At 29.5% G+C, this 23,463-nt stretch carries 20 protein-coding genes; 17 read left to right on the top strand and 3 right to left on the bottom strand.

Annotated elements, in window-relative coordinates:
• Positions 1-13: 13 nt before the first annotated feature.
• The 17 genes from pstB to CXP39_RS01245 all read left to right on the top strand — a co-directional run bounded on the left by pstB (position 14) and on the right by CXP39_RS01245 (position 18,090).
• Positions 14-838: a phosphate ABC transporter ATP-binding protein PstB gene (gene pstB / locus CXP39_RS01150; protein WP_036256521.1), complete on the top strand. Its 825-nt coding sequence runs from the start codon at positions 14-16 to the stop codon at positions 836-838.
• Positions 839-849: 11 nt separating this feature from the next.
• The gene (gene phoU, locus CXP39_RS01155; protein ID WP_051591897.1) at positions 850-1,560 is read left to right on the top strand and encodes a phosphate signaling complex protein PhoU; all 711 of its coding nucleotides are present in this window, start codon (positions 850-852) and stop codon (positions 1,558-1,560) included.
• 121 nt (positions 1,561-1,681) lie between these two features.
• Positions 1,682-3,553, top strand: coding sequence for an MAG1210 family protein (locus CXP39_RS01160; protein ID WP_027048514.1), 1,872 nt, complete (start codon positions 1,682-1,684; stop codon positions 3,551-3,553).
• A gap of 38 nt (positions 3,554-3,591) precedes the next feature.
• Positions 3,592-4,254: a LemA family protein gene (locus CXP39_RS01165; RefSeq protein ID WP_027048515.1), complete on the top strand. Its 663-nt coding sequence runs from the start codon at positions 3,592-3,594 to the stop codon at positions 4,252-4,254.
• 101 nt (positions 4,255-4,355) lie between these two features.
• Positions 4,356-5,753: a signal recognition particle-docking protein FtsY gene (gene ftsY / locus CXP39_RS01170; protein ID WP_027048516.1), complete on the top strand. Its 1,398-nt coding sequence runs from the start codon at positions 4,356-4,358 to the stop codon at positions 5,751-5,753.
• A gap of 9 nt (positions 5,754-5,762) precedes the next feature.
• Complete coding sequence (gene ylxM, locus CXP39_RS01175) at positions 5,763-6,095, top strand: YlxM family DNA-binding protein (protein WP_084497597.1); 333 nt, start codon at positions 5,763-5,765, stop codon at positions 6,093-6,095.
• Positions 6,095-6,862, top strand: a complete 768-nt coding sequence (locus tag CXP39_RS01180; RefSeq protein ID WP_027048518.1) for a TIGR00282 family metallophosphoesterase — start codon at positions 6,095-6,097, stop codon at positions 6,860-6,862. Before ylxM ends, CXP39_RS01180 begins: the two co-directional genes overlap by 1 nt.
• Positions 6,863-7,007: 145 nt before the next feature.
• Positions 7,008-8,147 carry a methionine adenosyltransferase gene (gene metK, locus CXP39_RS01185; RefSeq protein ID WP_027048519.1) on the top strand — a complete coding sequence of 380 codons (1,140 nt, stop codon included), beginning with the start codon at positions 7,008-7,010 and terminating at the stop codon, positions 8,145-8,147.
• Positions 8,148-8,171: 24 nt separating this feature from the next.
• Positions 8,172-8,840 carry a copper homeostasis protein CutC gene (locus tag CXP39_RS01190; RefSeq protein WP_027048520.1) on the top strand — a complete coding sequence of 223 codons (669 nt, stop codon included), beginning with the start codon at positions 8,172-8,174 and terminating at the stop codon, positions 8,838-8,840.
• A gap of 67 nt (positions 8,841-8,907) precedes the next feature.
• Positions 8,908-10,224, top strand: coding sequence for a methylenetetrahydrofolate--tRNA-(uracil(54)-C(5))-methyltransferase (FADH(2)-oxidizing) TrmFO (gene trmFO / locus CXP39_RS01195; protein ID WP_027048521.1), 1,317 nt, complete (start codon positions 8,908-8,910; stop codon positions 10,222-10,224).
• Between the two features lie 27 nt (positions 10,225-10,251).
• On the top strand, positions 10,252-11,169 hold the full coding sequence (locus CXP39_RS01200; RefSeq protein ID WP_027048522.1) for a type I phosphomannose isomerase catalytic subunit: 918 nt from the start codon (positions 10,252-10,254) through the stop codon (positions 11,167-11,169).
• Between the two features lie 65 nt (positions 11,170-11,234).
• On the top strand, positions 11,235-12,218 hold the full coding sequence (locus CXP39_RS01205; protein WP_027048523.1) for a 3'-5' exoribonuclease YhaM family protein: 984 nt from the start codon (positions 11,235-11,237) through the stop codon (positions 12,216-12,218).
• Positions 12,219-12,984: 766 nt separating this feature from the next.
• Entirely contained in the window at positions 12,985-13,695 is a 711-nt protein-coding gene (locus tag CXP39_RS01215) for an ABC transporter ATP-binding protein (RefSeq protein WP_027048525.1), read from the top strand.
• Position 13,696: 1 nt separating this feature from the next.
• Positions 13,697-14,974 carry an FtsX-like permease family protein gene (locus CXP39_RS01220; RefSeq protein WP_027048526.1) on the top strand — a complete coding sequence of 426 codons (1,278 nt, stop codon included), beginning with the start codon at positions 13,697-13,699 and terminating at the stop codon, positions 14,972-14,974.
• 116 nt (positions 14,975-15,090) lie between these two features.
• Entirely contained in the window at positions 15,091-16,827 is a 1,737-nt protein-coding gene (locus CXP39_RS04010) for a lipoprotein (protein WP_211276877.1), read from the top strand.
• A 126-nt stretch (positions 16,828-16,953) separates the two neighbouring features.
• Complete coding sequence (locus tag CXP39_RS01240; protein ID WP_027048620.1) at positions 16,954-17,244, top strand: hypothetical protein; 291 nt, start codon at positions 16,954-16,956, stop codon at positions 17,242-17,244.
• A gap of 84 nt (positions 17,245-17,328) precedes the next feature.
• The gene (locus CXP39_RS01245) at positions 17,329-18,090 is read left to right on the top strand and encodes a DDE-type integrase/transposase/recombinase (RefSeq protein ID WP_051591907.1); all 762 of its coding nucleotides are present in this window, start codon (positions 17,329-17,331) and stop codon (positions 18,088-18,090) included.
• Between the two features lie 65 nt (positions 18,091-18,155).
• Here the strand turns inward: CXP39_RS01245 and CXP39_RS01250 are convergent, their stop codons facing one another.
• The 3 genes from CXP39_RS01250 to CXP39_RS01260 are packed head-to-tail and all read right to left on the bottom strand — an operon-like array spanning position 18,156 to position 23,447.
• Complete coding sequence (locus tag CXP39_RS01250; RefSeq protein WP_027048622.1) at positions 18,156-18,551, bottom strand: HIT family protein; 396 nt, start codon at positions 18,549-18,551, stop codon at positions 18,156-18,158.
• Positions 18,551-20,512, bottom strand: coding sequence for a lipoprotein (locus CXP39_RS01255; RefSeq protein WP_027048623.1), 1,962 nt, complete (start codon positions 20,510-20,512; stop codon positions 18,551-18,553). Before CXP39_RS01255 ends, CXP39_RS01250 begins: the two co-directional genes overlap by 1 nt.
• Position 20,513: 1 nt before the next feature.
• Complete coding sequence (locus CXP39_RS01260; protein ID WP_027048624.1) at positions 20,514-23,447, bottom strand: lipoprotein; 2,934 nt, start codon at positions 23,445-23,447, stop codon at positions 20,514-20,516.
• Positions 23,448-23,463: the final 16 nt, after the last annotated feature.

Raw genomic sequence — 23,463 nt, forward strand, 5'->3', positions numbered from 1 at the left:
TAATGCTACAGAAATGTTTGATCAAACTTTAGCAGTTACAACTCCAGAAAGAAAGCGCCCAATTGCTTTGTCAAAGCGTGATGATGTTATTAAAATTAAAGATTTTGATTTTTTTTACAACAAAGGAAAAAAGCAAGCATTATTTGGCATTAATATGAACATTAAGGAAAATTCAATTACCACTTTTATTGGACCTTCAGGATGTGGTAAATCAACATTACTTCGTTCAATTAACCGAATGAATGATTTAGTTGATGGATCAATGATTGGTGGAGAAATTAAAGTTTTTGATCAAGATATTTATGAACCGGGAATTGATGTTGCCAAGCTGAGAACTGAAGTTGGAATGGTTTTCCAAAAAGCGAATCCTTTTCCATTATCAATTTATGAAAATATTGCCTATGGTCCAAAAACACAAGGAGTTCGCAATAAGAAAATGTTAGATCAAATTGTTGAGGATTCATTAACAAAAGCGGCACTTTGAGAAGAGGTCAAAGATATCCTTAGTTCTCCAGCATTAGGATTGAGTGGTGGACAACAACAACGTTTGTGTATTGCCCGAGCAATTGCAATGCATCCAAAAATTTTATTAATGGATGAACCCACTTCAGCATTGGATCCAATTGCAACTTTAAAAGTAGAAGAATTAGTATTGGAACTTAAAAAGGAATATACTATTGTTATGGTAACCCATTCATTGCAACAAGCTACAAGAATTAGTGATATGACGGGTTATTTCTTAAAAGGTGAGCTAGTGGAATATTCGACAACAAAGCGTTTATTCACTAATCCAAAAGATGAAAGAACTGAAGATTATATTTCAGGAAGATATGGATAGGAGGAGTTTATATGTCATATAATAAAATATTAGACCGTGATTTAAAACAGTTAAGAGAAAGTATTGAAGATATGATCTTAGAAACAAAAGTCCAATATGCTGAAGCTTTTGAAGTTATCAAAAGTGGGGATCCAAATTCTGCTGAAATGATTTTAGATCATGACAAAATTATTGATAATATGCAAAATGAATTTACATCAACAGCATTGTGAAAAATTGCTAAACAGCAATTGGTTGCCAAAGATTTACGTCTAGCAGTTGGAGGAATTTTAATTTCTCGTGAAATTGAACGAATTGCAGATTATGCCAAAAAAATTACCAAGTTTTATGTTCAGTATAAACCGACTAAAAAGTATACAAATTCAATTATTAAAATGTTTCAAATCATTATTGACATGTTAGATGCAATTTCAATAATTTTTGAAGCTTACTCAATTGATAATGCGAAAGTTGTTTATAAACTCGAACAATCATTGAATAATGAATTTCAAGAAGTTTATAAATATCTAATTAAAATTTTGCGTAAAGTTGAAGCAAATGAGGAAGCTGAAGAAATTGGGGAAGCAATGAAGCAGGTTAAAAACTTGGAAAGAGCAGGAGACCACTTATTAAATGTCCAAGAAATTGTTACTTTTGTACGAACAGGAAAATTTGAAGATGCTTCACAAATTCAAGAATTGATCGAAGAACAAATGAGTTTTACAGCAGTTTTAGAAAAATAATTGTTAAACATAGAGAACTTTGAAATTAAACTACGGTTTAATTTTTTTTGTTTTTAAATCCCAAGAACTTTTTTGGCTTAACAAGGTAAAATATTTGTAATATGAAAGAATAGGTGAAGCAATGAGTAAGTATCAAGAAATCGAAGATCCAGTTAATTCTTATCGATCTCAGTATCAAGAACAAGCGAATAATAATATTGAAAATTATTTTGAAAATTTGGTTAAGACTTCACGGATTGATATTCAAGCTAATCGCGAAACAGTCGGAAAAATTAATAAGCTGCTTTTAAAAATTTCTCAATTGGACAGTTTAATATCTAAGCTTCGCAAGCAAAAATCACTACTGACAATTTTGAATATTTTACTATTGATTACAGGCATTGTTGGCTTCATTTTTGGAATTGTAAATTGACAAACTTGATCTCTTGGAGTTATTTCAGGAGTTGTGATTGGGAGTTGTGTCGGATTTAGTTTAATTTTTGTATTTTGAAGGATAATTAAAAGAAGGATTAATCCTAAAATTCAAAATCATAGTATTGAACGTCAAAAGCTTGATACTGAAAAGCAACAATTTGAAGATGAAGCTTGAATTCAAATGGCCAATTTAAATTCGCTATTTGAATTTGATGATACTACAAAAATATTTAGTAAAACTTTACCATCAATTGTATTTGATTCATATTTAACAGAAAACCGTTTGCAGCAATTTCTTAACCGAGGTCTAGAAGATTATTCAAAATATTCTGATACCAGTGTAATTTTTGCCCAATCAGGAACAATCGGTCAAAATCCTTTTTTAATTTTAAAAACTTTGGAAAAAAAGATCATTAATAAAACATACACTGGATCTTTGGTAATCACTTACACAGAACGAGTTCGCGATTCTCAGGGTAAGATGGTTTCACAAATGAGAACCCAAACGCTGTTTGCTTCGGTTGTTAAACCCTGCCCAAATTATTATGTCGATAGTGAGCTGATTTTTGCAAATGATGCAGCCCCAAATTTGAAATTTTCTAGAGTTCCTAGTAAAAAAGTTGATTCTGAAAATAACAAAAGCTATCAAAAGTTTATTGAAAAACGTGCTAAAAAAATTGACAAAGCAGCTGCCTCAGCTTCTTTGAAGGGATCAAATTTTAATGTTATGGCTAATAAGGAGTTTGAAGTAATGTTCAATGCTTTGGATAGAAATCATGAAATTGAATTTCGACTATTATTTAGTGCTTTAGCGCAACAACAATTGTTGAATTTAATTAAAAATCAAGATGATGGCTATGGTGATCATTTTTCATGAAATAAACATGATAACTTAAATTATCTTTTCAGCCCACTAATGGAAAAAGATCTAGCAACTTATCCCGAGCGCTATATTTCTTATGACTATAATTATACCAAAAAAACTTTTATTGATTTTAACACTCAATTTTTTAAAGATGTTTATTTTGCATTAGCACCATTGCTAGCAGTTCCTTTATACCAGCAATTAGGAGTTGATGATAAATATGATTTCAAATTTGGAGATCAAATGTCTAGTTGGGAACTAGAAGTTTTAGCATACGGACATGAGAATGAACTTAAAAAAGTGATTGCAAGTGATGTCAATGCAATTATTAAAACTCAAGTTGTGGAAACCACTGAAAACGGTCAAGAAATTGAAGCTCATGTTAGTGGGTATGAAACTTATCAACGAGTGGAATACGTTCCAATGTTTGGAAGAGACGGATTTTTACATAATGTTCCAGTACCATGAGTTGAATACATTTCTGTTTCAAATGCTCAAAATATTGTTATTAAAACGATACCAAATTTAAAACGTGCCGATTATATTAAAGCTCTAAAGATTAACGATAGCAATGATGAGCAATCAGCCAATCAGTTTGGGATTAATCCTCAGCAAGTTCGTCTCTACAATAAACGAGTGTCAGTTATTAAAAATGATAATAGTAGTGAAAATATATATGAATACTTAAACAAGACTTTATGTCTTGAAAAATAATTGTATAATCAAAATAACAATCAAAGGAGATTATAAAAATGGCAAATGAATTAGATGAGTTAACAGGTCCAATTAATCAAGAGGGACGTGATATTAATGTTATTAATAAACAACTTAAAATGGAAGTTGGAACTGGGTCATTAGTATTTGAAATTATTTTATGAGTATTGTTTATCATTCCAGGGTTAGTTTTTTTAATGAAAAAGGTTAAGGCAAGAAATTATTTAAGTCAATTACAACAGCGAATTAACGGAGCTGCTTCAGAAATTGATTCAATTATGGAGCAAAAAGTTATCATTTTAAGTGATGTTGTTAATTTAGTTAACCGTTCTGTTGATTTGGACAAATCAACTTTTATTGAAATTGCAAAGCAACGTTCAGGAAATCATTCTGACGCAGAGAGAAACGAGCTTTCAAAACAGCTTGATGTGAATCAGCGTAATATTAATTTGGCGTTTGAAAACTATCCACAATTAAAATCACAAGATACTATTATGAATGCTATGCAACAAAATAGTTATTTACAAAGAGAAATTACAGCTGCAAGATCAAATTATAATGATTTAGTAACAACTTGAAATGAAAAAGTTAATACTTGGCCATCTTATAAAATTGTTGCTGCTAAAAAAGGATATACAACAAGAATTCCTTTTATTACTTCAACTGAAATAAAAGAAAGATCAAGAGAAACATTTTTTTAAAATAAACTGAACCATTGGGTTCTTTTTATTTGCCAAAATAGGCAGCAATTAATTATAGATAGATTTGGTATAATATAACAAATAGCGAAAGAGGATGTTTTATGGGATTTTGATCAAAGTTGAAAGAAAAAGTTTCTAAAAAAGATAATATTGTTGACGATAAATTGGATAAGCAAGCAATTGAAAAAAAAGTGAAAAGCTTATCAGATGAAAGTGAAATTAAAAAACCACCACATATTGAAGAATGTGAACCGCCAACTCCAGAATTTGGCATACCACCGAAAAAAGTAATTTGTCCAGCTAAACCAAAATCAATTTTAGATAAGGAAACGGTTACTGAAATAACTCCTTCATATGATTCAATTATTTTAGATACAGCTCCAACATATCAATTGGATGAAAATTCATCTAATTTAGTTTTGGAAGTTCAAGATTCTAGCAATAAACCGGCTGAATTTGAGGAAACTCAATTTAATGAGCCACGTTTTTCTCCAACTAAAAAAGCTTTAAAAAAAACTCAAAGAGATTTAAAAAGAAAGCAAAAAGAGGCCGTTAAAAAAGAAAAAGCTGAAAAAGCAATGTTGAAATCAGCATTAGATTTTTCTAAAGATATTAAAAAATTATCAAAGAAATATAAGGAAGCTGATGATGAGTTTTTTGAAGATCTAGAAGAAGTGCTAATTAAAACTGATATGGGAATGAAAATGGTTTTGCAAATTTCAAAAGCAATGCAAAAGCGTGTTAAAAAAACTACCGATTTTAATGAAATTAAAGAGCTGTTAATTGAAGAACTTTATGAAGCATATTTAGACAAAGATAAAAAGCCATATTATTTAAATTTTGTTGAAGGTCGCTTAAATATTTTTATGGTTGTTGGGGTTAATGGAACTGGAAAAACAACTTCACTGTCTAAAATTGCTAACTTTTATGCTGAACAAGGTTATAAGGTTTTAATTGCTGCTGGCGATACTTTTAGGGCCGGAGCAGTTGAACAATTAGAAGAATGAGTTAAAACTCGCTTAGATAATAAAGTTGACTTAATTAAAGGTAAAAAGGCTCATCAAGATCCTTCTAGTGTTATTTTTGATGCAATTGAGCAAGCACAGGTTGGTAAGTATGATTTGCTATTAATTGATACTGCTGGTCGTTTACAAAATAAAGTAAACTTAATGAAGGAACTTGAAAAAATGCATCAAATTGTGCATCGTTTTGATAAGGCAGCACCGCATGAATTATTATTAGTGATTGATGCAACAACTGGCCAAAATGGAGTTATTCAAGCACAACAATTTGGTGAAGTTACAAAAGTAAGTGGAATCGTGTTAACAAAAATGGATGGAACCAGCAAGGGTGGAATTGCTTTAGCTATTAAAGACCAGTTAAATATCCCAGTTAAATTAATGGGTATTGGAGAGCAAGTCGATGATATTATTGAATTTGATTTGGAAAAATATATCTATGGATTGGTCGCAGGATTTATGGAAGAAACCGAAGAATAGAGGAATAATATGACAAACATGACAAATGGATTAAACAATAAAGTGGAGTTATCAGTGTTATTTCGTTTGTATAAAAATTTATTAACTTCAAAACAAATAGACTATTTTGAATTATATAATGAAGAAGATTTGTCCCTACAAGAAATTGCCTTAGAATTAAATGTATCTCGAGCAGCTGTTCATGACTCAATCACCAAAACAACTAAACTTTTATACGAATTTGAAGAAAAATTAAGATTGCACCAACAAGTAAATATGATCCAGGAAATTGTTAAATCAGCGAGTCAATCTGAAAATGAAGAGGTTAAAAAAATTATTGAGAAATTGGAGAAAATTATATAATGAATATATTAATGATTGGGGATGTTTATGCCAGATCAGGAAGAGAATGTTTTGAAATGAATATTGCTAAAATTGTAGCAGATCATAAGATTGATTTTATTGTAGTAAATGGTGAGAACACTTCACATGGCAAATCGCTTTTGAAGGAACATTATCATTTTTATAAAAATTTAGGTGTTGATGTTATCACAAGTGGAAATCATATTTTTAAGCACAAGCAAGTTTTAGAATACATTGATCAAACTCCTGATTTATTAAAACCACTTAATATGAGCGCTTATACTCCTGGAAACGGGTATGTTATTGTTGAAAAACAAAATAAGAGAGTTTGTGTTTTGAATTTGATGGGAACTACATTTATGGATAAGGCAAATAGTACTTATGAAGCAATGGATCAATTCCTGGACTTAAATTTACAATATGATATTTTACTAGTTGATTTTCATGCTGAAGCCAGCGCTGAAAAGTTGGCTTTTGCTTGGAACTATGATGGTATTATTACTGGTTTCGTAGGAACTCATACGCACGTTCAAACAGCTGATGAACGCCTGTTACCTAAAGGTACTGCTTATATAACTGATTTAGGAATGACAGGAGCAATTAATTCAATTATTGGAGCGGAACCAGAACCCGTTATATGAAAAGAAAAAACTGGCCTGCCTACTCGTTTTGAGCCAGCCAAAGGTCCAAGTAGTTTAACTGGAGCGGTTATAAAAATTGATAATGTAACCAATAACGCTGTCTCTATTATTAGAATAAAATATTAAAAGGCTATGAAAATAGCTTTTTTATTGCTTTATAGTGATTGGCAAAATACTAATTCAAACTAATTCTATAGTTAGTTATTTTAGGTTAAGGTATAATAATATAGTATGAAAATACGCATTAACGTAAAAGGAAAAATAGAGAAATATGAGAAATTTATTTACTAGTGAAAGTGTGTCTGAAGGGCATCCAGATAAAATTTGCGATCAAATATCAGACGCAATTTTAGATGAAGTTTTAAAACAAGACCCTAATGCAAAAGTTGCATGTGAAACTTTTGCAACAACTAATTATTTATTAATTGGAGGACAAATATCAACAACGGCAATTGTTGATTATGAAAAAGTTGCGCGTGACGTTTTGAGAAAAATTGGATACAACAACGATGATTATGGAATCAATGCTGAGACATGCAGAATTGAGCTGCGAATTGAAGAGCAATCTCATGATATTGCATTAGGAATTGATTTAACTGAACAACTGATTGGTGCCGGAGACCAAGGAATTATGTTTGGATATGCAACAAACGAATCAAAAACTTATTTGCCCTTAGCAATTACCATTGCGCATGAATTGGTTTATACAGCATCAAAATTGCGCAAGCAAAAAACTTTTAAATGAGCACGACCTGATATGAAATCTCAAGTAACAATTGACTATACAGATTTGGAAAATCCTAAAATTAATACAATTTTAATGTCAATTCAACATGATGCTGATTTTAATGATGCGGAGTTTAAAGCTTATATTAAATCTAATATTATGGACAAAGTGGCCTTAGACTTTGGCTTAAACACGGATTTTAAAGTCTTAATTAATCCAACAGGAAGATTTGTTATTGGAGGACCCCAAGGAGACACAGGTTTAACTGGGCGTAAAATAATTGTTGATACTTATGGAGGATATGCTCGTCATGGTGGAGGAGCATTTTCAGGCAAGGATTCGACAAAAGTTGATCGCTCAGCAGCGTATATGGCACGTTATGCAGCGAAAAATTTAGTTGCTGCAGGACTAGCAGATAAAATAGAAATTCAAGTAAGCTATGCAATTGGAGTAGCTGAACCAGTTTCAATCTTTGTTGAAACATTTGGTACTGAAAAAATTGCTAAGGAATCAATTTTAAAAGCGCTAGATGAAAACTTTGATTTTTCAGTTTATAACTTAATTAAGGAATTAGATTTGAGAAAACCGGTTTTTTTAAAAACATCAACTTATGGACATTTTGGTAAAGCTGACTTTAGCTGGGAAAAACTTGACAAAGTTGAAGTATTACGAAAATATCTATAAAATAGTATGAAAGGGGACAAAAATATGAAATTAGAAGTGATAGCTGCTAGTATTGAAGATATCGATATGATTAATCAATCATCAGCAGATAGAATTGAATTTTGCAAAAATTTAGAAGTCGGTGGACTAACTCCATCATATACTGATATTGAAATTGCCGGAAACATTTCGAAATTGCCAGTAAATATTATGTTGCGTCCAACAGCAAGAGATTTCTTCTATAGTGAAGAAGAATTTCAAATAATGCTTCAAGATTTAGAATTTATAGTAACTACAAAAGTTGCGGGAGTGGTTGTAGGAATTATTACGCCAGAAGGGGAAATTAATGTTGAAAGAATGAAACAAATTACCGCTAAACGTGGTAATAAAACAGTTACTTTTCATAAGGCCTTTGATAACTTAGTAGACTTTAAAAAATCTTTAGATATTTTACAAGAACTAGGAGTTGAAACTGTTTTAACATCAGGGGGTAGTGATATTAATAAAAATCTTGAAATTTTACAAGAATTAAAAGATTATAATAAAGTTACTGTATTAGTTGGTGGCGGTGTTAATTTTGACAATATTGAAAAAGTTGTTGAAGCTGCTAATGAAATTCATGTAGGAACTGCAATTAGAGAAAAAAAATCATGAAGTTCACCAATTTCGATTGATAAAATTAATGAGATGAAAACATTTTTAACAGAAAGTTAATTATAAATTCCAAAATTTTAAAAGCACTTAGGTGCTTTTTTATATACAATAATTGAAAGAGGTAATTATGGGAAAAGTTGTCAAAATAATTGGAGCAGGATTAGCAGGAACAGAGGCAGCTTATCAATTGGCAAAACACGGTGTTAAAGTTAAACTATATGAATCAAAATTTATAAATCCAAATCCTGTTCAAAAAACTGACCAACTAGCTGAATTGGTATGTTCAAATACACTTCGTAGTCGTTCAAAAACTAATGCTGTTGGGATTTTAAAAACAGAGTTAGAAGCTTTTGATTCATTGGTAATTAGAGCAGCTTATGCAAATCAAATTCCCGGTGACGATGCTTTAGCAGTTGATCGTTTAGAATTTTCTCAATACATTACAAAAATGATTAATAATGAACCAAATATTGAAATAATTTCTGAAGATGTCTTAGCAATTGACGATGAAAATGAAATTACTATTATTGCTTCAGGACCATTAACAACTGATAACTTAAAAGCTGAAATTCAACGATTAATTGGTAATCAAAAGCTTTACTTTATGGATGCTTCAGCACCAATTATTGAAAAGGCCTCAATTGATTTCTCCCAAGTTTATTTAAATTCGCGCCATAAAACCGGGGATGGTGAATACATCTGTATTCCATTAACTGAACATCAATTTAATGAATTTCATAACGCATTAGTAAGTGCTGAAGTTGTTAAAACTAAAGAGTTTGAAAAGGAAATTTTCTTTAGAGGATGTCAACCGATTGAACAAATGGCAAAACAAGGTAAAAGGGTTTTATTAAATGGCCCAATGTCACCAAATAATTTACCAATGCCAAATGGTGAAATTCCCTTTGCGGTTGTTCAACTTCGTCAAGACAATGCAATTGATACTTTGTATAATTTTGTTGGTTTTCAAACAAATTTGAAATGACCCGAGCAAAAACGAATTTTAAAAACTTTGCCCGGAATGAATAATCTTGAAATTGTTCGTTATGGAGTTATGCATAAAAATTATTATATTAATTCTCCTAAAATCTTAAACCATAAACTGCAAGTGATGCGTAAGAAAAATGTCTTTTTTGCTGGTCAAATTACTGGAGTTGAAGGATATGTTGAATCTACAGCATTAGGTGTTGTAGCAGCATTGGGAGTATTAAGCATATTAAATAACAAGAAACTTCCAAAAATGCCAAATACTACTGTTATTGGGGCTTTAACAAACTATGTGACAAATGAAAAACTTAAGAAATTTAATCCAATGAAAGCTAATATGGGTATTCTTGATCGTAGCGCTAGTGATCAGAGTGAATTATTTTCTTATAATCAATCAGTTATTGACTTGAACGCTTATCTTGAAGAAATAAAAGATATAATAAAACCAGTGGAGTAACACTATACAAAGGATGAGATGAGATATATGCAAATTGTTAAATTAAAGCCATTCTTTTCTGAAAAAATTTGAGGTTGTTCAAAGTTAAAAGATTTTGGATTTGAAATTCCTGAAAATAAAAAAATTGGAGAGGCTTGAGTTATTTCAGCTCATAACAACGGAATGAGTTATCTAACAGATGGTTTATTTAAAGATCAAGCTTTGAAAACAGTATTTGAAAATAATCGAAACTTATTTGGTAACTATCAAGGAGAATATCCGTTGTTGGCCAAAATTATTACAGCTGATGATTATTTATCAGTTCAAGTTCATCCTGATGATCAATATGCGATGGCTAAACACAAACAATTGGGAAAACCTGAAAGTTGATATATTTTAGATTGTCCTAAAGATGCTAAAATTATTTATGGTCACACTGCTCAATCAAAAGCAGAATTAGAATCAATGATTGAAAATGGAAAATGACAAGAGTTATTAAAAGAAGAATCTATTAAGCCAGGAGATTTTTTATTTGTAGATACAGGTAAAATTCACGCGATTACTCCAGGAGTAACAGTTTATGAATTGCAACGTTCAAGTGATATAACATACAGATTATATGATTATGATCGTTTAGATGACCAAAGCCAACCAAGAAGATTGGATTTGCAAGATTCAATTAATTGTACGATTGTTCCTGATTCTAAGAGTTTAATTATTCAGAATGCTGAAAAAAAGATTTTTTCTTCTTCTGTATTTTCAATTTATATACTAAATGCTGATCAAGAAAGTGAATTTATTCTTGATGAAGAAGCTAGTTGATTGCAGTTTACAGTTATTAGTGGAACAGGAACTATTAATGACCAACATTTTAAAGCAGGCGAATCAGCAATATCTTTGGGAAAACTTGAACCAATTAAAGTTACTGGTAATTTACAAGTAATTATTTCGTGAATAAAAAAATAAACCAAAAGGTTTATTTTTTTATTGACAATTTAAATGTAAAATTAAACATAAAGGAAGTGCAAGAAATGTTAAAACTTAAAGATATTTCAACCGAATTAAATTCAGTTGAACTTCTAGCAAGGGTTGAGCGAGTAATTGTTTCAACTGGAAGTAACGGAAGTAATTATATGATTGTTCATTTAGCTGATGCAACCGGAAGAGTTGAAGCGCGTAAATGAGTAGTAACTGATCAAGATCGTGAACTTATTAAACCAAATAGCTATATTTATTTTAAAGAAATCATTCCAAATGAGTTTAGAGGAATTTTACAATTGAAAATTGGAGATTATGAAATTTGAGATGAAGAGAAAGTTGCACAAAAAGGATTTCAAAATTCTGATTTCTTTGTAGTAGCACCGGTCAATATTGAAAAGCAATATGCTAATTTAATGGAATTATTAGAAAAAGTTTCAAATCCAACTTTCAAAGCATTGACAATTGGATTAATTAAGAAATATGAAAAAGAATTTTTAATTTATCCAGCAGCAATGACAATTCACCATAATGTAACTGGGGGATTATTTTGACATAGTTATACATTAGTTAAAAATTGTTTAGCAATTAGAGAAAATTATTTGTATGCAGCTATTGATTGAGATTTGTTAATCTGTGGAGCAATTCTTCATGATATTGGAAAAATCTTTGAACTTGTAGATCAAACAGCTACTGATTATAGTTTAGAAGGTAAACTATTAGGTCATATTAGTATTGGAAATGCGGAATTATACAAAATGGCTGAAGAATTAAACATTGCCAAAGATGAATCAGGGAAAATTAATTCTGATTTAACATTATTACAACATATGATTTTGGCAAGTCATGGGAAAAAAGAGTATGGTTCACCAACTGAACCTAATATTATTGAAGCTGTTATTTTATCAACATTTGATAATTTGGATGCAAGAATTTTTAAAATCAACGATGAGTTAACTAAAGTTGAGCAAGGATCTTGAACAGGAAGAATTTTAAGTGAAGATGGGAAAATGTATTTAAAACATTATAAAAAATAAGTGTTATTAAAGCAAAATAAAGCTTATTAAAAACTTTTACACAGTAATTTAAATAAGAAAAGACTTTTAAAATATAAAGGTCTTTTTTTATGTATAAGTTTAGGTTTTAAGATATACTCTATTTAAATTACTGGTACCTATTAAAAATTAACTTTTGTTCGATTTTTATAAAATACGAGTGCACTTTTATTTAATTTAAATTGTATAAAAAAAGAATGTAGATTCAAAGGAGCATATTTTATGACTAAAAAAAGTTTCTATTTGTTTTTGCTTTTATTAATTAGCAATTTTGTATCTTTTTTTGGGTTCATGTTTGTTTGTACAGTTGCTTTTATATTTTTAAATATGATTATACAAACGACACGATTTTTATTATATAAAAATAAATATTTAAGTTTTAAAAAGAGTTTTTTAACTTTTATTTTGTTAATGTTCATTTGAACGTTGACAGTGTTATTTATATTTGGGATTTTATGCTGAATTTCAGTATCTAATTCAAATATTTTTAAAAAATATGACCTTATATTTAAATATAATATGGTCCCGCTTACATTTCTTTTATTTCTAATAAATTTTGCGTTTTTTAATAAGAATAATATTTTGCAGTTTCAAATCCTTGATAAGTTTTCTTTTTCTTCTAATAAAAAAAGTGTTGTTAATGAACAACAAGAATTTAGTTTGATTTTTTCTGCCACGATTTTGTATATACAAAAAATAACTTCTACGTAATTTCTTTTTTTAAAGTCAATAAAAAAGGAGAAATAAAATGAAGGAAATTATTCAAATTAAAAAAATTACTAAAAAAAATATATTACAAGAAATTACTATTACCATAAATGAAGGTGATTGTATTGGGATTATGGGAAATAGCGGAGCTGGTAAATCAACGCTTTTAAATATTATTTCAGGATTAGAAAAGCCAACAACGGGATCTGTTGTTATTAATAAGGTTAATATCACTAATTTAAAAGAACCAAAACTAACAAAATTTAGGGCAACTAACATATCATATATTTTTCAAGATTATAAATTAGTGGACTATCTTACAGTTGAAGAAAATATCAAGCTGATTGAAAAAAATAACAAAGCAAAAATTAATTTAAATAAGTATGACACTATAGTTAATTCTTTAGGTCTTCAAGATAAACTAAAAATGAATGTAAAAAAACTGTCTGGTGGACAAAAACAGCGTGTTGCAATTGCAAGATCACTAATTGGTCGATCAAAAATTATTTTTGCTGATGAGCCAACAGGAGCATTAGACTTAGTTAATAAGAAAATTGTTCTTAACGAACTAATTACAAATAGTAAATTAAATAATAAAACATTAATTATCGTAACCCATGATCCAGATGTAGCTTTAACAACTGATCAAATTCTTTTTATAAGTAATGGTAAACTAGATGAAATTATCAAAACAAAAGATATTGATATAGCTAAAATAGAAGCAAGGTTATTTAATAATTATGAGAAATAATATGATCATTAAACAAATGAAATACTATAAAAAATATAACATAGCTACAGCGATTGCCTTTTTTATAAGTTCAATGTTTATAACGTCATCATTGTTTTTATTGTTATCAAATTCATCTATAAAAAACAATGGCGAATCAAATATGACATTAATTTTTATTATTTCATTTGGTTTAACTTTTATAACTTGTAGTTTATTATCTTTATCGATTATGAAACTTAATCTAGAAGTGCGCCGAGCAGATTTAAATGAAAGACGTCTTTTAGGAATTTCGCATAAACAAATCTTTATAGACTTATTAAAAGAGCAATTACTAATTTTAATGCCAGTATTCATTTTGGGATTTTTATCTTCAATTTTACTGAACAGTATTTTAGTTAAAGAACTGCAAGTAAAAGAAATTCTTGATTTGTCGTTTAAAATTAATTTAAGTGCAGCCAGCATTTTTATAACTATGATATGTGGTTTATTATTTTTAATAGCAGTTGTTTTTATAAGCACTAGAGGATATAAACAACTTTTAGTATCAGATTTAAATTCTGAAAAAAGTAGCAAGAAAACAACTATATTTAAACTAGCTTTTGGTTTAGGATTTATTGCTGGATATTTTTGCCTAATAACATTTACAAGAGCAGAAGTTATTTATTTGTTTGGAGGAATATTTTTGGCAGTTGGGATTTTTATATTAGGAGATATTTTAGTTTCATGACTTATGAAAGTGCTGATAGTTATTTTCAAAAAAAATTATTTTTCAAAAATAATTTTTGCCAACATTAAAAATAATATAAAGAAAATAACACCAATGTTGTTTATAATAACATTATCATTTGCTCTGCTAAATTTTAATGTAAATGTAATTGGGAAAATGGGTATTGCAAATCCTGAAAACCCCGAACTTATTAAATATATGCAGGGATTAAATTTTCTAGCTGTTTATTTAAATATTGTAATAATCACGTTTGGTTTACTAATGATAATAAATAGTTTAATTATGTATTCAACTTTCGTTAAAAATATAAATGATGATTTAAGAATTTTAGGATTCACTAAAGAAAAAATTTTGTTAAAAAATGTTAGTGAAAATCTTGCAATTTTATTAATTGGAGTTATTTTTAGCTTTCTAGGTTCTTATATGATTTCAATAATTTGAAATGATCAAGAAAGTTTAAAAAACTGGATCATTTGAGTTTGTTGTTATACTTTATTGAGCGGAATATTTATTTCCATACCGTTGATCAATTTTCTAATATCAAAACTTCAAAAAAATTTAACTGCTTAAGTTTCTGAAACCAATGACTGGTTTTAGAAACTTTTTTTTTTTTTTTTGAACCTTTTAAAAGAGTTTTGTTGTATTAATTATTTGTGTTTAAAAAATAATAAAAGAGGAGTATAAAAATGAAAAAACTATTAGCAATATTAGGAGGAATGAGTTTAGTTGCAACAACAAGTATTTCTGCTGTAGCATGCACTAACGGTGATCAAAATAACAAAAAAATCGCTTTAAAAGATGGTGAATCTGCATATCAAATAGCTGTAAGAAATGGTTTTGAAGGAACTGAAGAAGAGTGATTAGAATCATTAATTGGAAAAGAGGGTAAAAGTGCATATGATGTTGCCAAAGAAAATGGATTTAAAGGGACACCTTCAGAATGATTGAAATCTTTAATTGGTGACAAAGGTAATAAAGGTGACAAGGGTGATCAAGGAGTAGCTGGAATCAACGGAAAAGATGGAGCCAAGGGTGAAAAAGGTGACAAAGGTGACAAAGGTGACAAAGGTGACAAAGGTGATCAAGGGATTGCTGGTGAAAAAGGTAAAGACGGTAAAGACGGAACTGACGGAACTAATGGAACTAATGGAACTAATGGTAAAAGTGCCTATGAAGTAGCTAAAGAAAAAGGTTTCAAAGGAACTGAAGAACAATGATTAGAATCATTAATTGGTAAAGATGGTAAGAGTGCTTTTGATCTTGCTAAAGAAGATGGATTCAAAGGAACTATTCAAGACTGATTAAAAACTTTAGTTGGTGAAAAAGGTGACAAAGGTGACAAAGGTGACAAAGGTGATCAAGGGATTGCTGGTGAAAAAGGTAAAGACGGTAAAGACGGAACTGACGGAACTAACGGAACTAATGGTAAAAGTGCCTATGAAGTAGCTAAAGAAAAAGGTTTCAAAGGAACTGAAGAACAATGATTAGAATCATTAATTGGTAAAGATGGTAAGAGTGCTTTTGATCTTGCTAAAGAAGATGGATTCAAAGGAACTATTCAAGACTGATTAAAAACTTTAGTTGGTGAAAAAGGTGACAAAGGTGATCAAGGGATTGCTGGTGAAAAAGGTAAAGACGGTAAAGACGGAACTGACGGAACTAATGGTAAAAGTGCCTATGAAGTAGCTAAAGAAAAAGGTTTCAAAGGAACTGAAGAACAATGATTAGAATCATTAATTGGTAAAGATGGTAAGAGTGCTTTTGATCTTGCTAAAGAAGATGGATTCAAAGGAACTATTCAAGACTGATTAAAAACTTTAGTTGGTGAAAAAGGTGACAAAGGTGACAAAGGTGACAAAGGTGATCAAGGGATTGCTGGTGAAAAAGGTAAAGATGGAGCCAAAGGTGATAAAGGTGACAAAGGTGATCAAGGGATTGCTGGTGAAAAAGGTAAAGATGGAGCCAAAGGTGATAAAGGAGCCAAGGGTGACAAAGGTGATCAAGGAGTAGTTAGTCTTGACGATATTAAAAAAGTTGTTAATGACTTTTTTAAAGAGCGAGAAAAAGACGAACAAATTCTTAAAAATAAAGTTAGTACTTTAGAACAACAAGTAAGTGCAATTTTTACAGTTTTAGAAAATATGGTTAAAGAAATTTTTTCAAAAATTGTTAAGAAAGTTGAATTAAAACTTGTACCTTATCCATATAAAGGAGAAAAAGATTATGAACGAGTAAAAGGTATATTTGATAAAATTCTTGCAGAAGTTAATTTTAAAGAAAAATATCCTTGAGCAGATTTTTATTGAGACATGTATGGTAGTTCATTAAGAATACAAATAATAACAAGACAAAGTGAAGAGCTTATTCGAAATAATATGCGTATTCTTGCAGAAAAAGAATGAATGGATTGGGTAAAGCAATAAAAAATGCGTTATTCGATTGCTAACAGAAAATGAATTAGTATAATACGAAAAGCAATTTAAAAACACAGACATAATTAAACTGGGAAAAATAAAATCTACACTTCTGCAAGGAAAGGTAGATTTTTTATGTCTAAACATTTAACGAAACAAGAATGAATTGAAATTATAAAAATAAAAAATGAAATAAGTATGAACAAGGCTTTCAGAGAATATTTAAAAATAACTGGTAAACAAGTTAAAATTTATGATTTAATTCGAAGAATTAGAAATAAAAGTAATTTAATAGATAATATAGGTATGGAAGCATTAAAAAGAAATCAAGGAAGCGGCAGACCTCCAAAAAGAGACGATTCTGATATACCTTCAATTATCAATGATTTAACTGATGAACAAAAAAATGAAATTGTTGAAAGTTAAATCAAAGAACAACGTGATAAAAAGGATAAAGACAAAGTTAAAAAAATCAAATCATTAAACAATACTTTAAGATCAAGAATTTCAATGATACATAGAACAACTTTTTATCTCACTAAAAAAGAAAGGATTTATAAATTTGATTATTTAAAAAGCAAAGTTTTTGAAATTTTTAACACAAGTAAAGGAATTTATGGAAGTAGAAAAATAGCTGTAATTTTATTTGAAAGTGGTGTAAAAATAAGCGATAGAACTTTACGAAATTATATGGTTAGATGAAAAATAATATCACTTACACGTAAAAAGAAACGTAAGATAGAAATTAAAAATATAAATGCTAGATATAATGATTTAGTTAAAAGAAATTATAATCCCAACATTGACAATATAATAGCAACTGATGTTTCTTATATACCTGCAAATGCAGCACAAAATCATGTTTATTTATCAGTGGCAATTAGTCACAAAACTAAAAAAATAGAATCTTGGAAATTATCTGAGCATAACGACATAAAATTAGTCATAGATACTTTAAATAAACTTGATAGAAAAAATTTTATTTTGCATTCTGATCATGGTTTTCAATACTCTTCATACAATGTTATGGAAAAAGTAAAAAATATGAACGCAAAAATATCTATGAGCAGAATAGGAAATTCTTTAGATAACAGAGAAGTCGAATATTTCTTTGGGTGCTTAAAGGGAGAATATTTAAATAAAATAAATACTCAAAGAATGAAAATAAAAGAAATTTATCAGCATATAAAATGATATATAAGTTGATATAATAACGAAAGAATACAGAAGGTTTTAAATTGAAAAACGCCAGCATTCGCTAGCGTTAATTAATTATTAAACTGTAGATTTTATTTTTCCCAGTTTATAATTGTCTGTGTTTTTAAATTAAAAAATTCTTAGTAAAATTTGTTAAACGTATTTTCCAATGGTTCAACATTGACTTGTTTTGTTCCATGAATATATCCTTCGTTTGCATCATATTTAGGAATTATGTGTTCATGGTAATGGAAAACCATTTGACCAGCAATTTGATTTTGATTAGAAATAAAGTTATAACCAGCTGGCTTTAATTTATTGTCCAATAAAGCAATAATTTCTTGCTTTGCTTTTACAACTTCAATAATATCAGCTTGCTTAGCATCAGAAAAATTCTCACTGTGATTTTTTGGAATCACTAATGTATGGCCATTAGAAGCAGGATTAATATCCAGAAAAGCATACACGAATTCATTTTCATAAATCTTATACGATGGAATTTCTTGATTGATTATTTTACAAAATAAGCAATTCATTAATCAGTTTGATCTTCGCTATCTTTAATATATTTAGAAATTGCGTCGTATAGTCCTTGGTATTTAATACCATCTTCACTTAAGTATTCTTTGTACAATACTGTTTTAGCGTTATCTATAGCTTGATCTTCTTTTGAAGCCATAAACTGCAATTCTGATAACAAAGTTTGCTTTTTGCTACTGTTTAAATTAGCAATATCAGTACTTTGTTTACGAGTGTCGCTTCAATTAATACTGTATTCAGCATTTTGATAGGGATCTTTAGTTCCAGTAATTGAAACGTTATATGCCAAAGAATCATCTTTTGATGCTCCTGGTAATTGTCCAATCACACTTTCATCCAACTTGTCGATTAAATCAAATGAATTCATTGATTCAGCAGCAGTTACAGTAATTGTTTTGTCATTAACTCTAAAACTTCCAGTATCAGCAGTTAATTTAAAATATGGAACATTACTTATTTTGGCAATTTGCAAACCAGCAACTTCAGTAACTTCAGAATTTCAATCAAATACTTCAAAGCTGTTATTAATAAATTTGTCATTTAAAGATACTCAAGTGTTTTTATGAGCTTTCATTGAATATTCTTGACCTGTTTTAGTTATTTGTGAATCTGACGAATTTAGTAGATCTTGCATATATACTGGAACAGCTAAAATATAATCTACATTATTATCAGTATCTGATGAATAACCGTTACCATTATTTGTCAAGACTAGGGGACGGTCGTTGTAAGAACTTTTTGCCAAAGCTGTTTTAGCATCATCTTTAAGAATTAAGTTACCGCTAATACTTGAAACTGATTCACCATCTGGTTTAACAAATCCATTAAACCCTGTTAAGTTAAAGTAAGGATCTAATCCAGCTTTACTATTGTTATTTTTATCCCCAGTTTTTTCCAAAGCTGCTCAAACATCAACAATTGATCTTTCAGTATTTAAAGCTCCATTGTTGTTAATTATTCCTTCCAAAGCTTTTTGAGCGGCCTCTTTGTCGTCTTTTTTATTGTTAACAGAAAAGTTTCAAACCATCATTACTTTTGACTTCATTTTTCTAGCATCTGAATTTCATGTTTGAACAGTTTTTGCTAACTCTGAAGAAGTATCAAAAGTAACCATTTTTCTTGACAAATCTTTTGAAGTCGATGGTGATTTATAAATTCTTCCGTTTATGTATGAAGCAGCTAGTAGGTTATCAAAGTATTTTGGACGAATGCTTGAAGTGAAATAATCTTGGAAACGATATTGCAGAATTTCTGAAGCTGATAGATCTTTTTTGAAAATCTTATTTTCATCTCACTTAACGTCATTCAAATTATCATTTCCACCTATCATTACTGCAAAATTTTTATTATTGCGATCTGACATTAATGCCATTGTTGGAACATTAGTTGCAGTAGCTTGTTTTCCAAACTCGTAAGAGGTTTGTCATCTTTTTCAAGTTCCGGTTCCGTCAGCTTTATCGTTAAATCAAACTGTATAGTTGTTATCGTTTTTATCTTTACCATTTTCAATATCAAGATTAAAAGGATTTAGCTTATATTTTTTTCAAACACTATTGTCAAATGATGCATTGTCGTTACCCTTTGTTAAAGAAGCTGTGTATTCGTTGAATAATTCATTTGAGACAATTCGATTCATAATTTGATCACTTGTTAATTTTGAAGTAGCTTGTAAACCCAATTTTAAGTATAAATCAGTTTGCTGAGAATCAACATACTGTTTACTAATTTCTTCATTAATCATTTTCAATAAAATATCTTTAAAATCTAATGAATCAAAACCTTGGCCTTGAGTTCAACTAAAACCAGAATCGTTTTTTAAACCAGCGATAATTTTGTTATACAATGCAGTTGTGATATCTGGTGTTTCAAAACGCTTAACTTTTGGAGAGCAAGCAACAACTGTTCCAGAAGAAGCCATTATTGTAACAGCTCCCAATATTGAAAGTAATTTTTTCATATTATTCGCCTGCCTTTCTCATAGAATCAACATTTAGTGTTGAATATTGAAATTCAACTTGACGACCCACCTTATTTATTCACATTGCAGCTTTAAGAGTTTTAGATTCAGATTTTTTATATGCATCAAATTTATTTGATGTTAGTAATGCAATTGTTTTTGCATCAGTGTTCAAAATAGTTGCATTGGGTGTAAATTTCAATTGCTCTTTATTAATTTGTGAGTTTTCTAATGCCTTGTAAGCATTTAAAACAGTTTTATTTCATTCTTTCATTCCAGAAGTATAGGCATCAGCTGGCCCTTTATAGTTACTAATTGAAACTTTTGACACAGCTTCTTTAATTTTTAAAGCGGTAGTTGAATCTGGGATATCAAAGTAGCGGCTCAATAAGTCTTCACTCTTTTTGCCATCACCCATAACTTCTGCAAAATAGTCTCACATTCATGAGGCATACCCAGGTAGGGAAGTATCACTGTCAGTTGTTAATGTTTTTGTGACATTATCAAAAATATTAAAATCATAGAATGACCCAACTGCTGTTGATTTGGCATATTCAGTTGCAATTGAACTGTTAACCAAAAACTTTTGATATTTATTTGAAATTGATTGGTTCATATTTGCAATATTTTTAATTCCATATGCTCCATATAGATTATCTTTTAATTCTTGAGAATTTGCTTTTGGTTTTTCAGTTTCGCCATTACCACTTTCATCGTCACTCTCAGAAGACAAATTCTGCTGACCAGTTGTGCTTGTTCCTAATAAAGAACCGTTAACAAGGAATGGTAAAGCTTCTTGTCCTGTGCTGGTTTCAGAAAGAGCAGCTAAATTTTTAAAACTTTCTACTTCTTTTAAATAAGTCGCTTCATTTTCTTTAAAAGTAACTTTTTTTTGATTTTCAACAACGTCTTTATCATTTAATAATTTGTAACCATCAATTCGTGAGAAATGTAATCCTGCACTATCAATAAAAGCAATAATTCCTTGTTCAGAATTTAAAACAACATAGTTTTTATGTTTAATAGGATCTTCGCCATCTTTTGCTTCAACAGGTGCTTCTGCTTCTATATGTTGATTAATTTCTTGTAGCAAGTTATCCAAAAAGCTAATTGCCTTTGTAGCCTCTTTACGACGATTCTGAACTTTTTCACTTTCCCCAGGATTATTTCCAATAATTGCACTTGCAATTGATTTAGCATCTTCAGTTCCAAAAGCATTTTTAATTAAAATTTCAGTAATTTCTTGCTCTGAAAGTTCTTTAGAGTCAATTGTTTTAGTTTCAGGACTTTCACTATTAATAAAATCGTATATAGAATACTTATATTCATTAGTGAAATCTTCAGTACTGCTATCCAATGTTAACAACTTTGTTTTTTTAGCAGCTGTATAGTATTCACTATTTCATTTATTAGCCAAATCTTCAGTTAACGAGCTTTGATCGATAATTCCACGATCATCACTTTTTCCTCGCATGATTGTATCTCAATCTGTCATTCCTGCTTGAGCTAATGTCAAACTTGCACCACTAACTGAATTTGCTTCACCTTCAAGTGGATTTTGTGAGGCTTCAGAAGAAACACTAATATAATTTTGATAAAAATTTACAATTCCAGCTAAACGGTCAATATGTGCTTTAGTTTCATCGCTTGTTCCATCCATCTTATTTGGAATAAAGTTTTTTAATGAAATTGTTTTTGAATCAGCCACTGACCCTTTAAATGGAATTAATATTTCACTTAAAGCTACCGGTTTTTTATTTTGGTAGTAATTATCGACTAAGAACTTTTGTGAATTTTTCATAAAACCAAAAACTCCAGAATCTGTGATTTGTTGTTCAATTCCATTAACTATTTTAGGAACGCTAGTTAGCAATTGAAAGTAATTTTCAGCTTCTTCATTTTTAGTATTTTTAAATTTTTTCTGACCTTCTTCGTATTTAAATTTTTTCAAAGAGCTTAAATTAGCTTTAAAGAATTTTGAATTTCCATTAACAACAAGAGGTCCACTTGCTTCAGATTCATTAAAATTTTCGTCCATATGGTTTAACAAAACTTTAACATTATCAGTTGTTAAAGACTTTGCTTGTTCAGCTGTGATAAATTCAAGTTCTGATAAGTCCAAAGTTGATGTCTTAACTTTATTTTCAAAAGCCGTCTCGTTTTTTATTGCTCCTAAACCTCCAGAAGCATTAACAAGTTGAGATATCAAACTTGCAGCCCCATTATCAGTTTGAATTGCCTCAGTAATTTTTGTAGATAAAGTACTCATTTCAAAAGTTGCAAAAGTCGATGTAAAGTTTGCAAATAATGCTTTAAAGTCAAAGCTTTGTCACTCAACACCATTTTCTCAACTTGATGCAGCATATGAACTATTAAAACCAATAATGCGCTTTAAAGTTGCAAAGGCACTATTATCACTATCAGTAAGAATAAAATTATTTTTAAAAGCCTTTTCTAATGCGTCATTTTTAACATTAGGAAATAAGCCTTTTAAATATTTTCTTAAACCTTTTTCATCGTCTTTATAAGTAACATTTTTTAAAGTTTTATATTTATCATTAGCACGCCCCCAAATTGACACGGAATCATTGCTATTTGGAGTTCCTAAAAGAGTTTTTAGTTTATCTTGAAGCCCCTCATTAATATATAAACTTTTGTTATCATCGGTAAGCAATTTGCCTTCAGCAGCGTCTTGCAAAACCGCAACAGCAAAAAGATTATAAATATTTTTTAAATATTGATTAGAATCGTTAACAAATCCTCCATTATTTTGGTATCATTCTAACAGTTTTTCTGAGTCAATTTTCAAATTTCCATTTTCATCAATAAAAATTGAATTTTCATCTTTTTCCTTTTCTGGACCACAAGCAACAACAAGCACACTGGTTGAGGCAGTGACTGATAATGCTCCTAAAATAGTTAATAGTTTTTTCATATTAAAACACCACTTT

It is taken from the genome of Mesoplasma syrphidae (assembly GCF_002843565.1).
GTDB classification, from domain to species: Bacteria; Bacillota_I; Bacilli_A; order Mycoplasmatales; family Mycoplasmataceae; genus Tullyiplasma; species Tullyiplasma syrphidae.